Source organism: Candidatus Neomarinimicrobiota bacterium (genome assembly GCA_012964825.1).
Classification (GTDB): Bacteria; Fidelibacterota; Marinisomatia; order Marinisomatales; family S15-B10; genus UBA2125.
In genome coordinates, this window is sequence record DTTI01000073.1 from 39,526 (window position 1) to 54,345 (window position 14,820).

10 protein-coding genes are annotated in these 14,820 nt (G+C 48.0%); all 10 read left to right on the plus strand.

The window, feature by feature from the left end:
• Window positions 1-98: 98 nt before the first annotated feature.
• The 10 genes from EYO21_07160 (at window position 99) to EYO21_07205 (ending at window position 14,717) form a co-directional block, all read left to right on the plus strand.
• Window positions 99-1,415, plus strand: a complete 1,317-nt coding sequence (locus EYO21_07160; GenBank protein ID HIB03581.1) for a serine hydroxymethyltransferase — start codon at window positions 99-101, stop codon at window positions 1,413-1,415.
• Between the two features lie 12 nt (window positions 1,416-1,427).
• Complete coding sequence (locus EYO21_07165) at window positions 1,428-2,339, plus strand: hypothetical protein (protein HIB03582.1); 912 nt, start codon at window positions 1,428-1,430, stop codon at window positions 2,337-2,339.
• Entirely contained in the window at window positions 2,251-3,327 is a 1,077-nt protein-coding gene (locus EYO21_07170; protein HIB03583.1) for a hypothetical protein, read from the plus strand. Before EYO21_07165 ends, EYO21_07170 begins: the two co-directional genes overlap by 89 nt.
• Window positions 3,324-5,135, plus strand: a complete 1,812-nt coding sequence (locus EYO21_07175) for a TRAP transporter large permease subunit (protein ID HIB03584.1) — start codon at window positions 3,324-3,326, stop codon at window positions 5,133-5,135. Before EYO21_07170 ends, EYO21_07175 begins: the two co-directional genes overlap by 4 nt.
• Window positions 5,136-5,250: 115 nt before the next feature.
• The gene (locus tag EYO21_07180; GenBank protein ID HIB03585.1) at window positions 5,251-6,588 is read left to right on the plus strand and encodes a PorV/PorQ family protein; all 1,338 of its coding nucleotides are present in this window, start codon (window positions 5,251-5,253) and stop codon (window positions 6,586-6,588) included.
• Between the two features lie 17 nt (window positions 6,589-6,605).
• Window positions 6,606-9,488: a T9SS type A sorting domain-containing protein gene (locus EYO21_07185; protein HIB03586.1), complete on the plus strand. Its 2,883-nt coding sequence runs from the start codon at window positions 6,606-6,608 to the stop codon at window positions 9,486-9,488.
• Between the two features lie 36 nt (window positions 9,489-9,524).
• Window positions 9,525-12,467, plus strand: coding sequence for a hypothetical protein (locus tag EYO21_07190; GenBank protein ID HIB03587.1), 2,943 nt, complete (start codon window positions 9,525-9,527; stop codon window positions 12,465-12,467).
• A complete protein-coding gene (locus EYO21_07195) occupies window positions 12,468-13,361 on the plus strand; it encodes a hypothetical protein (protein HIB03588.1) in 894 nt (297 codons plus the stop codon).
• Between the two features lie 10 nt (window positions 13,362-13,371).
• Window positions 13,372-14,139, plus strand: coding sequence for an outer membrane protein assembly factor BamD (bamD, locus tag EYO21_07200; GenBank protein ID HIB03589.1), 768 nt, complete (start codon window positions 13,372-13,374; stop codon window positions 14,137-14,139).
• Window positions 14,133-14,717 (plus strand): nicotinate-nucleotide adenylyltransferase, encoded by a 585-nt coding sequence (locus tag EYO21_07205; protein ID HIB03590.1) that lies wholly within the window; start codon window positions 14,133-14,135, stop codon window positions 14,715-14,717. Before bamD ends, EYO21_07205 begins: the two co-directional genes overlap by 7 nt.
• Window positions 14,718-14,820 lie beyond the last annotated feature (103 nt).

Sequence of the window (14,820 nt, forward strand, 5' to 3'; positions counted from 1 at the left end):
CTTTTGATGCCGGACATGTTCCGGCGTCTTTGCATTGTGCTGGTGAAGACGTGTGTTCCCTTTTAAATTTGTGAGTCGCTTATCCGCACTGTTCACCAATGACGATTAAACCAGTTGCATCCGCAGGTCTTCGCGATTGTGATCCTGAAATCTTTTCCGCCATCCGCAGCGAAATCTCACGAGAAAACGAAACTCTTGAATTAATCGCTTCTGAGAATTTCGTCAGCCAGGCGGTTCTCGAAGCGGCCGGCGGCGTAATGACCAACAAATATGCCGAAGGATATCCTGGTAAACGTTATTATGGAGGATGCGAGTGGGTGGACGAAGCTGAGAACATTGCTCGTGACCGCGCCAAAAAGCTCTTTAATGCCGACTATGCCAATGTTCAGCCTCACTCAGGCTCTCAGGCGAACATGGCTATCTTTTTCACATTTCTCCAGCCCAGGGAAACCATCATGGGCCTAGATCTGGCCCACGGTGGACATCTGACCCACGGAAGCCCTGTCAACTTTTCCGGGAAACTATATAATGTAGTCTCTTATCAAGTGGAAAAGGATACGGGACGTGTGGATTTTGACAAATTTGCAGAACAGGCCCGACAGGCCAAGCCGAAGCTCATCATCTGTGGCGGAAGCGCTTATCCAAGGTTTATTGAGTTTGAAAATTTTAGAACCGTTGCTGATGAAGTGGGTGCATTTCTCATGGCAGATATTGCTCACCCTTCCGGTCTCGTGGCGACCGGAATTCACCCAAGTCCGTGGCCACACTGCCATGTGGCGACGTCGACCACGCACAAGACCCTGCGCGGGCCCCGGGGCGGTCTCATCCTCATGGGGAGCGACTGGGAGAATCCGTGGGGAATTATTGCACCGAAATCAGGCCGTACGAAGAATGTTTCTGAACTCTTGGATTCCAACGTCATGCCAGGTATTCAGGGCGGCCCACTCATGCACATTATCGCTGCAAAAGCAGTCGCCTTTGGCGAAGCGCTCCGGCCAGAATTTCAAGTCTATTCCAAAGCTATCATCGCCAACGCAAAGGCTATGGCAAAAGCTTTCATGAGCAAAGATTATTATCTTATTTCCGGTGGCACTGACACCCATGTTATCCTCATTGATCTCTCAAACAAGGAACTTTCAGGGAAAAAAGCCGAGAACAGTCTGGAAGCGGCTGGTATAACAGTTAACAAAAATATGGTTCCCTACGATGAGAGAAGCCCCATGATTACAAGCGGAATTCGAATCGGAACGCCTGCTATGACTACACGAGGATTGGGAGCTGATGAAATGGTTCAGATTGTTGATTTGATTGACCGTGTCATTCAGGCTCCTGATGATGAATCAGTGACCGAGATCGTCAGAAATGAAGTGAAGGAAATGTGTGATCAGTTTCCTCTCTACAGTGAATTGGATTAATACTCAGCTGGTATGAGCTTGATTTTTCGGTTAATCACCGCCACTTTTTTCTTTTTATCTCTAACAGGATGCTCAATGAGGGAATTTGTTTTAGGGAGTGTGCTCAATTCCGCAGGTGACAGCATATCAGCCATTTACCTTTCCGAGGATGATCCCGATCTCGTGAGGGAGTCGCTTCCAACCAACATGAAACTTATTGAGCTGTTGATCCAGCAGTCGCCGGGGAATCCTGTTCTTCTCACATCCGCCTGTCAGGTCTTTACTGTTTATGCCTATGCGTTCATTGTGCGGGATGCCGAAATTGCTTTGGATGAAAATTTCAGTGAGTCCAGGAGGCTGGCCAAACGAGGCGGAAAGCTACTATTGCGGGCCCGGGATTATGGAATGGCTGCTCTCGAGGCAAAATACCCCGGATTCGGTAAGAGCTACAGCTCCGATCCCCAATCGGCTCTTGCCAGGGTGAGTAAGGAAGACCTTCCCATACTCTACTGGACTGCCGCCGCCTGGGGTCTACTTATCTCTTCATCAAAGGACAATCCCTCCGCCATTATCGAATTACCAAACGTGGGTCACTTTATTGAAAGGGGACTGGAACTTGACGAGTCCTATGACAAAGGCTCCCTTCATGACCTGATGTTTACCTATACACTGAGCCGCCCTGATGGTGGAAGCTCGGCTCCGGAGGTTGCAAAACAACATTACAACCGTGCCTTGGAACTATCAGAAGGGAGCCGGGCTTCTCTTTATATCTCTTATGCTGAATCCATTTCGGTCAGAAATCAGGACAAGGAAGAATTTCTCGAACTTCTTGATAAGGCGCAGGCTGTTGACGTGAATGAAATTCTTGGCCAGCGGCTTGCCAATATTCTGGCGCAGGAGCGGGCACAGTGGCTCAGAGAGAGAGTGGATGAATTGTTCTTTTAGGCGACTGGCTTCACTCGTCGGTTTTTTCTTCTTTTTTTCATCCTTTCCAATGGAAGGAAAGACTGTTATAAAGATGGCTACCCTAGCTCCCGTAGGTTCTCCGTGGCACAATCTTTTGCTGGAGTTGGGACAGAAGTGGCGGGACGCCACTGAAGGGGAGGTTGTATTGAGAATTTATCCCGCAGGCGTCGCCGGTGATGAGCGAGATGTGATCAGGAAGATCAGAATCGGGCAACTCCATGCTGCAGCAGTCACCATCGAGGGGCTGGCTGAAATAAGCCGTGACATGTCTGTTTTCTATATTCCCATGCTGGTGGACTCTTTTGAGGAACTGGACGCTATAAGAAATATTCTCATGCCCGAACTGGAGCAAGGTCTTACGGATAGTGAATTCAAACTTCTGGCGTGGGCCGATGTGGGGTGGGCCTACTGGTTCACCCGGGAGCCCATGTATGAGCCGTCGGATCTGAAAGGCATGCGGCATTTCAGTTGGGCTGGTGATTATGCCAGTGAGCAGCTGTGGCGCAAAGGGGGCTTTCATCCCGTTCCTCTGGCATCTGTGGATGTTGTTATCTCTCTACAGACGGGCGTTATTGATGCATTTTCTACCACGCCTCTTGTTGCACTCTCTTTCCAGTGGTTTGGTTTTGCACCAAACATGCTGGACCTAAAGTGGGCCCCCATGATCGGTGGATTGATCATCAGTGAAAAAATGTGGAGTAAAATTCCCGCTGAATATCAACCTATTCTGGAGGGAATCAGTAAAGAGATGGAGGTGGAGACGAGAGCTTTGGTCTCAGAGATGGAAAAGGCCCTCCAGGTGATGGTTGAGAACGGCCTCAACATTAATCAGCCATCCGTTGAAGATCGAAAAGCGTGGGAGGAACTGATCATATCTTTCTATCCCCATATCCGGGGGAGCCTTGTTCCCACAGGAATTTTTGACAGGGCAATTGAGCTTAAAAAGAATTTGCTGGAAAATAGATGAACTTTTCTCAAAAATCAGCACATGCAGTTGCAAGAACATTTGAATGGTGGGAAAACACGCTGGTCCTGGCGGCACTTCTTTCCATGGCCTTCCTGCCGTGCGTGGAAGCTATCACTCGTGTCATGGGTGTTCCGGGAGTTCCTGGCTCCACCATTATTGTACAGCACCTGACGCTCTGGATCGGCTTCCTGGGTGCCATTATCGCCGCCCGAGAGAACCGACTCCTTTCCCTCACACAGCCGATAGAGATAGAAACAGATGGAAGGAAGGGATTCAGTTACTGGTTTGCCAGAGGCGTAGCCATTACTGTGAGCCTCATTCTTGCCTACGCCAGTTTTATCCTGGTCAAGACCGAATCAGAATATCCTAGGGATCTTCTGCCGGGTATTCCTATCTGGGTTGTGGAAGTAATCATGCCTCTGGGTTTCTTTTTCATCGCCATGGAGATGTTGCGAACGAGTAAAAAAGAACCTGTCTACCGGGCTCTGCTTATAGCCATTCCCCTTGTCATTGGGGCTATGGGACTGGGAGAGACTCTCCAAACGCCCACCGTATTATGGGCTGGTGTGATTGCCATCATAGTCTCACTTGCTTTTGGGGCTCCCATTTTTATCGGACTGGGTGGTTTTGCCGTTCTCTTTTTCTGGTATGATGGAGTACCCATTGCTGCTGTGCCGGCAGAAATGTACAGAATTGTTGTTTCGCCTACACTTCCCACCATTCCTCTTTTCACCTTGGCGGGATATATCCTTGCCCAAAGCGGTGCTTCCAAGCGGCTTATTGAAGTGTTCCGGCACTGGTTTGGGTGGATTCCAGGTGGAACGCCCGTCATGATCACTCTTCTCTGCGGTTTTTTCACCACCCTCACCGGCGGTTCCGGTGTCACCATCCTGGCGTTGGGAGGACTGCTTCTTCCCATGCTTATTTCCGAAAAGTATCCTCGCGAGTTCTCTGTAGGGCTCATCACAGTGTCAGGTTCCCTCGGTTTGCTTTTTCCGCCAAGCCTCCCGGTTATCATTTATGGTGTGACGGCGGGTGTCCCAATAAACAAGATTTTCCTGGCTGGTATTATCCCGGGTTTTTTCCTCGTTGCCATGGTAGCAATGTGGGGCGTAAGGCAGGGATTTATCTCGAAAGTCACAAGGCAACCTTTCCAACCAGCAGAAGCATTTCAGGCTTTCTGGAAAGCCAAATGGGAAGTGTTTATTCCCGCCTTCATTCTCATCGGTATCTTTGGCGGTTTTACCACGCTTGTGGAGGCGGCGGCGTTTACGGTTGTTTATGTTTTATTCGTTGAGGTGTTTGTCTACAAAGATTTGAAACTGAACGACCTTCCCAAAGTGATTGTGGATTGTGCCACGCTGGTAGGTGGTGTGTTGATCATTCTTGGTGTGGCTATGGGGTTTACCAGCTATCTGGTGGATGCCCAGGTGCCGCTCCTGGCCCTGGACTGGGTGAGGGAGAATATTCAGAGTAAGTATGTATTCCTTTTGGCTCTCAATGTGATGTTGCTTATCGTCGGCTGCCTCATGGATATCTTTTCTGCTATCATTGTGGTTGTGCCCCTCATAAAACCCATGGGTATTTACTTTGGGATCGACCCTGTCCATATGGCGGTCATTTTTATCGCGAACCTAGAGCTTGGTTATCTCACACCGCCTGTGGGGATGAACCTTTTCCTGTCGGCGTACCGTTTCAACCGCTCCATGCCTGAAGTGTACAAGGCAACTTTGCCATTTTTCATCATCCTGCTCTTAACAGTGCTTGCCATTACATATATTCCGGCTCTGTCGCTCGCTCTCCTGTGAGAGGACAAAGTTTTGACAAATGATTGAGGTCGGGTATATTTAACGATAGTCTCTATTCAGAGGATGTTTGGAACAGACGCGACAGAATTGAGTTAAAAACCCACTTTTCGCACTAATGGTGAAACAGTCGAGAAAAATAGCTCTTGTTTTAGCAACGGTTACTCTCTTTACGGGTATTTCGCCTCTCAAAGCAGGGAGTGAAGCGGGAGCTCTGTTCCTGCTCATTTCTCCCGGTGCCCGTGCCGGCGGAATGGGTGAAGCCCAGGTGGCCGTGGCCAACGACGCTTATGCCAGCTACTGGAACCCCGCGGGCCTGGCGTTTCTTCAAGGTTCCGAGGTTGCTCTCATGCATGTCAACTGGTTACCTAACCTGGTCTCTGACATGTACTATGAATTTGTTGCCTTTCGCCATCATGTACCTACCTTGGGTACCTTGGGCGGGCATATCATTTTTCTTAATCTCGGTGAGCAGCAGCGAACCGATGAGCAGGGGGAGAATCTCGGTACATTCAACAGCTTCATGTTCGCTGCCACCGCTTCTTACGGAGCATTCATTTCCCGGAACGCGGCCATCGGTCTCAACGTGAAGTTGCTTCATCAGAAGCTGGCTGAGATTGGCGCTGGGGCTGAGAAAGGGAAAGGTGTCACTACTGATTTCGCATTCGACCTCGGCTATCTTCAGAAAGGTTTTCTTTCCAACAGACTGGATATGGGTGTGACGGTGACCAACATTGGTCCGAAGATTGCTTTTATCGATGAGGCACAGGCCGACCCCATGCCCACAAATTTCACTCTTGGCCTGAATTTCAAAGTCGTGGACACCGAATACAACAAACTGAGCATCGTCATGGATATTGACAAAATGCTTGTGGCATCCTATCCAGACATGGATTGGAACAGTGATGGTGTTGTGGGCATGTACGACAAAAAAGGTAAGTATGTGGGCCCCAGTGGGAGTTACAATTCAAAAGGTAGGATGGAAAAAGCTCACACCGATCCCATCTATCTTGGCATATTCACTTCGTGGGTGGATGACTGGCTGTTGGGTGGTGACATTGACCGTCCCGGGAGGAATGGTGTGTCGGACGGGAAAATTGGCGGCTACACCAAAGATGCCACCGACAAGTTTGTTCCCACAGAGGCGGAGTGGGGAGATTCTGACTACGGGAAGTATAACGATGCAGGAGAACTTGAAGTGGGCACCGGCAGATCGAGAACATTCCAAAACGAACTGGATGAGACTGTGCTGAATCTTGGTGCCGAGTACTGGTACTCCCGCTACTTTGCTTTGAGGGCAGGTTACTACTACGATAAGACAGGAAAGATTCATAACCCCACTTTCGGTGTGGGACTCAGGTTTTCGGGCTACGGCTTTGATGCCGGGTTTACCCTTGGAGAGCCGGGGCACCCTCTTACCAATACCATGCGGTTTTCTCTCAATATTGAATTCTGAGGATTTCTGGAAATTTTTTGAAAAGTCCTGCCTTTTCTAACGGCGGGACTTTTTTATACAAAGTGATCTGGCGACTGTTTTTAATCTGTCTGTTCGTCATCCCTCTCCATGCTCAAATGGTTCTTGAAAAAGAGGCTGTTTCTGTTCTGGGCTTACGGGTCAGCTTCAGTCCGGATGATGACGTTTCTTCCACGGGTAACGGTACGTTCCTTGCCGAACCAGAATTGGATCAGTGCGGTGATTATGTCATCGATCCGCCCCCACATAACAAGGCCTATTTTGACGCGCACCTACGTGCTGTTGACAACTACTACCGTTCCGTCTCCCGAGGAAAATTCGGAATCGATCTGGATAGTTCCGTCATTCTGCCGGAGGAGGCATCCTCAAGCTATGTGCTTAATGAGACAATGTCGAGTTATTACCCTTACGATGATGATCAAGCTCAACAGCAGGGACTGGCCCGTTTATTCGAAAAAAGTCTGGAGGCGTCTTACGCTGAAGATGTGCTAAATTTCGACGAATTTGATATTATTATTGTTTTCCATGCCGGTATTGGCCAAGACTTTTCACTTCCGTTCATAGATCCAACGCAGACTGATATTCCCTCCACATATATTGATTCACAGTTTCTGGAAGAACAGCTTGGTAGCGGTTCCATAACTTTTCCAAATGGGTCGGCAGTTTCTTCCGGTATCATCCTGCCGGAGACGCAGAATCATCTTCTTTACAGTATTTCCTCTGAAATATTTGCCGGCCTTTCGCAGCCGTGCGATTATCAGTTTGGATTGACTGGAACATTTGTCCTCATGTTTGGATTTGCAGTGGGGCTCCCGCCACTTTGGGACTTGGAAACCGGGGAAAGTGGTGTAGGTATATTTGCACTTATGGATCAGGGCTCGAACAATGGTAGAGGGTTGGTTCCTTCCCCACCTGATCCGTGGACAAGGGTCTGGGCCGGGTGGGAGTCGGCACAAGTCGTAACACCCACGCAAACTGTCACAGTGGTGGCCAGAGATACTTTAGTTGATGAGATTGTCCGGATAAACATTTCTACCAATGAATATTTTCTCATCGAAAACCGTAATAACTGGGTGAGAGAGAATGTTGACATCGATTCTCTGAGGTGGGCAATTGGGGGTCTGGGAATCAGCGTGCGGGGCTATGTTGAAGTACTCCTAGATTCGGCAAACCTCCAGCGGGATAGTACAACGGGGGTGGTGACATCTGTCCCCAACTATGATCTGGGCCTGCCAGGTTCAGGCCTGCTTATCTGGCACATTGATGAGGAAAGAATAACCGAAGGGTTCGCGAGTCAGACAGTAAACGGTAACCGTGACAGGCGTGGCATCGATTTGGAAGAGGCTGATGGCGCACAGGATATGGGATACCCTTCGGCATTTCTGTTCACCGATCCATCAGCAGGTCTCTGGTCAGACATGTGGTTTGATGGAAACAGCCAGTATACTATCGCCAACCCTGCTTTCGTAAATCAATCGCCCTCTTTCGGCCCTGACACCTACCCTAGTACCCGGTCAAACAGTGGTGCTGATTCGTATCTGGAGATCAATGACATAACCAAGGCGGGGAAGGTGATGACGTTCACACTGGCCAATTCTCTTTTGGCTGACGGATTTCCAGATTCATCTTTGCAGATGGAGTTCCTTTACGACTTCGATGGAGATGGTCAAAGGGAGATCATTGGCATGTCCGATTCATTATGGTGGTCCGGTCCTGGCGAGATCAAACCTGAAGGGATTACACTTCGTCCAGTTGGCGACTATCGCTTGGCAATTACCAATAGCGGCCCGGCTCCAGAGCTTGTGCTTACTTTTGAGCGAGATGGGTTACTTGCTGTGGAGATAAAATCTTATTCCTCAACCATTTCCGGATTTGAGTCAGTATGGTCAGCCAGCTTACAACTTGCTCTCCCATCAAGGGTTGTTGGTTATACTAACGCTTCGAAAGTTGGTCTGTTTTACGATGATCACATTGTAATTATTACACCGGATTCTTCATGGGAAGAAGTGACGAATGAAGGACTGACTGTTTCGTGGTGGACGAGAGGTCCACTGTCAGATGTTGGCTCTGTTGTACATACCTCTGGAGAGGGGTTAGTGAGCATGACAAATGGTATCACCTATACAGGCTTTGAGGAAGTCGGTTTTGTTTATCTTGGCGTGGTCGACTTGGATGGTGACGCTGAATTGGAGATCATTGCGACTGACACAGAAGGGACGGTTTACGCTCTGAACCGTAACCTCACCCTTTTGAGCGGTTTCCCAATGGAGCTGGATGCGGCAGGCCCTTTTCTGGCCGGACAGATCACGGGAGACGATCATCCAGAGATTGTGACAAAAACCTCTCAAGGGGATGTTTTGATTATTGACTGGACCGGTAGGATAAGTTTTCACTTGGCCGGGGATGAGACAAGTGAACTGAAGATGATTGCAAATTATCAGGGGAGAAACGCCATCCTTACTTCTTCAGAAGTGTGGCTTTTTGATGAGGCAGCTGCAGATGAAGGCAATTCATGGCCGTCCGAGCACGGCGGCCTGCTCAACGGGCGATTTTTTTCAGGTTCTCTATCGGAGTCACCTGTTTCGGCTAACAACGGTATTCTTGACAAAAAAAGAACATACTGTTACCCAAACCCTGCTGATGATGGTTCCACCACACTTCGGGTGACCGTAGGTGAAGTCGATAACATTACCATCACCGTCTATGATCTGGCGGGCTTTTTTGTGGAACGTTTGAAGATAGCCAATGTTCATTCAAATGAAGTGAATGAAGTTGTTTGGGATGTGAGTCAGGTTGAGAGCGGTGTTTACTTAGCTAATGTGGAAGCTACCTTAGCTGGAAAATCGGCATCCAAGATTCTCAAAATTGCTGTCATCAACTGACAAAGGAAAACAGGTCCAAAATTTCCAATTGAAAGTGTGAAACGATCCCTCTTTATAGCTGGATTACTTTTCCAAACGGTGTTCGGGCAGGTGGCATTCAATCATCCCGAATTGACGTGGAAGACCTTCGAGACGGACCATTTTACTGTACACTTCCATAACGGGACGGAGAGAACTGCCAAAGAGGGGGCCGTGGCAGCGGAAACCATCTATTCTTATGTCACAGGTCTCTATCAATATGAACCTGTTGAGAAGACTCACATTATTTTCATTGACACTGATGACTATTCTAATGGTGCCGCTTACTATTATGACAATAAGATAGAGATTTGGGCCTCTCCTCTTGACATGGAGCTGCGCGGAAGTCACCGTTGGATACAGAATGTGATTACCCATGAATTCACGCACATTGTTTCCATGCAGGCGGCCATGAAGTTCGGGAGGCGTGTGCCCGGTGGTTATTTTCAGTGGATAAGGTATGAACCGGAAAAACGGGAAGATGTGCTGTATGGTTATCCCAATACGCTAGTCTCCTATCCTTTGCCCGGTACTACCGTGCCGCCGTGGTTTGCTGAGGGGGTGGCACAGTTCATGTACGATGGGGCTACTTACGACTTTTGGGATACGCACCGGGATATGATTCTAAGAGACAGGGCACTGAACAATAATCTTCTTTCGCTCACGGAGATGAATACCTTCGGTAAGGCGGGCATTGGGAATGAATCCACCTATAATTCCGGATTTGCCTTTTCCCGGTATCTAGCATACAAATACGGGCAAGAAGTGCTTCCTGTCATTGCCAGGAATCTATCCCGTAAGTCAGGTGCATCAATCCAATCTGCAATTGAGGGGGCGGCCGGTTTTCCGGCCGATAAAGTGTTTTCGGATTTTCAGACAACATTGATGGAACGGTATGAGCTTCTCACCGAATCAATCAATAGCGGAGAAGTAAAAGGCAAGATCATACGGAAGAAAGGGACTGCCAATTTCCACCCCACCTGGGCTCCGGATGGAGAAAGGTTTGCATATTTGTCCAATGAGGGAAACGATTTTCTCGGCCAGACCAACTTGCGCATTTTCACCTTCAAGGACAGCACGGATGAAATCACGGCAAAAGATGTTTTCTCTTCCCCGGCATGGTCCTCATCAGGAGATAAGATCTATTACACAAAAAAATCGAAACCGGATAGAAAAGGTTCTAAATGGTTCGACCTTTACGTTTATTCATTTGAAGATGAGGAAGAGGAGCGTCTGACGAAAGGTTCCAGAGCTTTTTCACCTGTTATATTTCCCGGTGATTCACTGCTGGCTTACCTGGCAACCCGGGACGGGACACAGAATGTCTTTCTGATTAACCTGAATTCAGAGGAATCAGAACAGATAACACGTTTCGATGATGGACGCCAAATTTCCAATCTTACTTTCGATGCCAACAAAAGGTGGCTAATGTTCGATTATGTGGAAAGCCATTTCAGAAATATCGCAGCCCTCGATATAAAAGATACGACTTTTGTTGACCTTATGGCTGTTCCCGAGTGGGATGAACGGGATATAACGGCCACGGCCAACGGGGGTCTGATCTATTCCTTAGACCGTTCAGGCATTTTCAACCTTTTCTACGTCAATTCTTCCGATGGTCGCCAAGGATATATCTCCAACGTTTTCGGTGGTGCATTCATGCCCGATGTGAGCAGGGACGGGAAGGTGCTCTATTCCCTCTATGAAAATGGTGGCTACAGGATTGCGCTCATGGACTCCGTCCGGCTGGTGGATGAAACTGTTGTCGGTTACAGCCCTGACTATTTCACAAAATTCGACGGCTTGCCACCTCCTGTAATGGCGGACGATTCATCTTATCCTGATTCTGTTTTTAAGAATTATGAGGACTCATTTTCCAGAATGTTTTTCTTCCCAAGACTGCAGCTGGATTACGGCATGATGAAACCTGGGTTCTATTTCCAATCCAATGAAGTGATCAACCGGGTCAGCGTTTTTGGCGGTGCCGGTCTTAACAGGCTTACTGATCTTGATCTATTCTTACTCTTTGAACTGAGAACGCTTTATCCCACGCTTTATGCGGAAGTCTTTTTCATGACGCGGCACATCACCAATCAATCCACCCTTTGGGATGTGATTGATATCGACTCGGATGTGGCTTACCGGCTTTTCCAAATGGAGGGAGGGGCAAGGTTTCCATTTCGGGGTCGGCACAGTGTCACTCTCTTTGGCTCATATCAGAATTACCGTTCAAATGCTCTCTGGTGGGTTCCTGGAGAACAGCTTTTCGGCAAGTCAGGGATCGATTACTACAGCGGTGTTCATACGGGGATGAGATGGGACACACAGGTTTTCCGAAGAACGGTTGACTATGACATCCTGCCAAGTAATGGGTTCAAGGTTCATCTTGATTTCCGCCAGGAAAACAATCGGTTTTACAGTCCGGAAGAATCGTTGTTCGAGATTGTCTTCAAAGATTTCAACTTTGCCAGAGTGAAGGGGAGCGGTGAAGCTCATTTTGAGGTACCTAATACGGACCGATGGACACTCTCCGCTGAAATTGCTGGTGGGTGGATGTCAGAGACGGAAGTGGATTCATTTTTCAACTTTTTTGCAGGAGGTTTGCCGGGGATAAAGGGATATCCTTTTTATGCACTTGAAGGGAACAGAATGGTGGCGGCGACAGCTACAGCGAGAATCCCCATCATGAGACAGCGCCATATTTCTTTGGGACCGTTTATTCTACAGAATATTGTAGTCGGGTTCATGGGCCAGTTTGGTGACGCTTGGAACGGGAACGGAGGAAGCTTCTCAGCAAAGCGTTCGGTGGGTGTTCAGCTTCGGTTTGGAGGCTTTTCATTCTACAATTACCCGACGGGAATTGGCGTGGAATTACACAGGGGATTAGATAAATTCACCGCGCTAAATCATGAGTATGGCGGCGACTCACGGCTTTACTTTACCCTTCTCTTTGGATTCTAAGTGACAAAACAGCCAAAACTGATACCGGTCATACTGATCCTCATTGCTCCTCTTTTTTCAAGCGGGTCGAGACTTCTCATTTATGAACCCCGTTTTCATGGCCCACTGTTGTTGATCCAGCCTGAGGCAAAAACAGATTCAGCTCAGATTAAAGTAGACAGCACCATTTATCCCGCCAGGGGACTCATTTTGTCCATGGCCATTCCCGGTATGGGGGAGTGGTACGCCGGAGCAAAGAAAAAGGCCCTCTTTTTCGCTGGGATGGAGGTGGCCGCCTGGATGAGCTGGAGGTCATTTACCAAGAGTGGGGAAAGGATCGAAACTGAATACGAACTGTTCGCCAATGAGAATTGGAATCTTTATCAATGGTGGCTGAGGACACCATGGCTTACATCCAGTTATGGTGATGTGGTCTGCGAAGGGACTCACCACCTCAAACTGTTTCTCCCCGGCCAGACAGCCACCATCAGTTCAGACTCCCTTTGCGGGTGGGACTGGATTGAAGGTGTGGAAGTTGTGAAGGATCATGAGTTCTACGAGAACATTGGCAAGTATGATCAATTTGTTGCAGGATGGTCGGATCTTTTCAAGGAAGACGGGAATAACGGTTGGTGGGAGAAGGAAAAGTCTGTGGGGGACAGCGTTGAAATTCTGGTCATGACAGATTTAAAGAATAATTATCTCGACCAGCGGGCAGATTCAAATGATGCATTCAGGCTGGCTACCTACACCGTCAGTGCCATTATGTTCAATCATTTAATTAGCGCTTTTGATGCATTCATTGAGACGAGACGCCGCTTATTGGCACCAAACACAGAATCTGCATTGGGACTGACCTTTTCTCCCTTCGCCCGGTCTGGCGTGGGAGGGATCTCTCTGGCCATAAGATGGTGAGAGAATATTAATGATTGAGAGGCTCAGATATATTTTCCCACTGTTTGCGGTTTTGTTGGTCAGCTGTGCCAAGGATGAGATCGATCTCAGCAAAGATGATATTGATGAGCGATATGAAAAGGCCATGGAACTGTTGGAGAAACGGAAATACTACCGTGCCCAAGAGCATTTCCAGTATGTCCTTTTGCGGGGTAGACATACAGAAATCGGTGACGATGCCCAGTTCTATCTGGGTGAGGCTTATTTCCACAATGAAGAATACGAGAGCGCTATCAGCGAATATGATAAGCTGGTTCGTCAGATGACATTCAGTCCACACGTCAGGCTTGCTCGTTACCGCATCTGCCAGAGTTATGAAAAAAGTTCTCCAAAGTTCTATTTCGATCAGGGTGCCACAGACAGGGCGATACAGAAATATCAGGAATTCATCGAGGACTTTCCCGATTCAGAGTATCGTGATAATGCCACTGCCACCATCCGGGAGATGCGAAACAAACTGTCTCAAAAGATGTACGAGTCCGCTATTCTCTATGTGAAGATGGAAGAGTATGACGCCGCCGTAAATTACCTGGAGGGTCTTTTGGAGCTTTATTTTGACACAGATTTTTCTGACAAGGCACGGTTCCTGATTGTGGACACACTCATCGTAGCCGGTAAGTTTAAGGAATCAGAAACGTTCCTGAAGGACAACACCGGGAGGTTCATTGATCAGACCTTGCTTGAGGATGCGAAAAAATTGATTGACAAACACCGGCAAGAGGAAGGAAAGAAATTGTGAAGCTTTGCCTTTTCGGAGGAACCTTTGATCCGCCCCATGTGGGTCATCTTATCATTGCAGAGACCATTCAGGAATCTGAGAAGTTCGATCGAATTGTTTTTGTGCCAGCCTCCAATCCACCTCACAAGAAAAGAAGCATTTCGCCTATCGAGGACCGTTTGGAAATGCTTCGCCTGACTTTGGTGAATAATGACCATTTTGATGTGTCCAATATCGAAATAGAGCGGGGCGGTGTTTCGTATACGGTGGAGACCGTAAAGGAGACAAAGGGAAAGTTTAACCTCAATTCAGAGGGTATCTACTTTCTTATAGGTAGCGATTCCCTTTTGGACTTTCATAGCTGGATGGAATATGAATCAATCCTGAATGAATGCACAGTTATCGTTGCCCTTCGCCCGGGGTTTCGCCCTAGCAGGATTGATCCAAAGATTTTGTCTCAAATTAGGTTCGCAAATATTCCGCAAATTGAAGTCTCCTCCTCCCAGATACGACATCGAGTGAAGAGTGGATTGACCATTCGATACATGGTTCCAGACTCTGTCTGGGATTTTATCAATAAAAAAGGGATGTACCTCTGAATAATCACAGCATTCCTGTAAATCCTAATCAATGTTGATAACCCCCTTGCAAAGCCATATTATAATTAAAATGAGAAAGTCCCTGCTTAGCTAAGTTGTAGAC

Coding starts and splice junctions, on each gene's coding strand:
- EYO21_07175 (HIB03584.1), top strand. CDS start 3,324: ATGAACTTTTCTCAAAAATCAGCACATGCAGTTGCAAGAACATTTGAA.
- EYO21_07180 (HIB03585.1), top strand. CDS start 5,251: ATGGTGAAACAGTCGAGAAAAATAGCTCTTGTTTTAGCAACGGTTACT.
- bamD (HIB03589.1), top strand. CDS start 13,372: ATGATTGAGAGGCTCAGATATATTTTCCCACTGTTTGCGGTTTTGTTG.
- EYO21_07160 (HIB03581.1), top strand. CDS start 99: ATGACGATTAAACCAGTTGCATCCGCAGGTCTTCGCGATTGTGATCCT.
- EYO21_07170 (HIB03583.1), top strand. CDS start 2,251: ATGAAATTCTTGGCCAGCGGCTTGCCAATATTCTGGCGCAGGAGCGGG.
- EYO21_07165 (HIB03582.1), top strand. CDS start 1,428: ATGAGCTTGATTTTTCGGTTAATCACCGCCACTTTTTTCTTTTTATCT.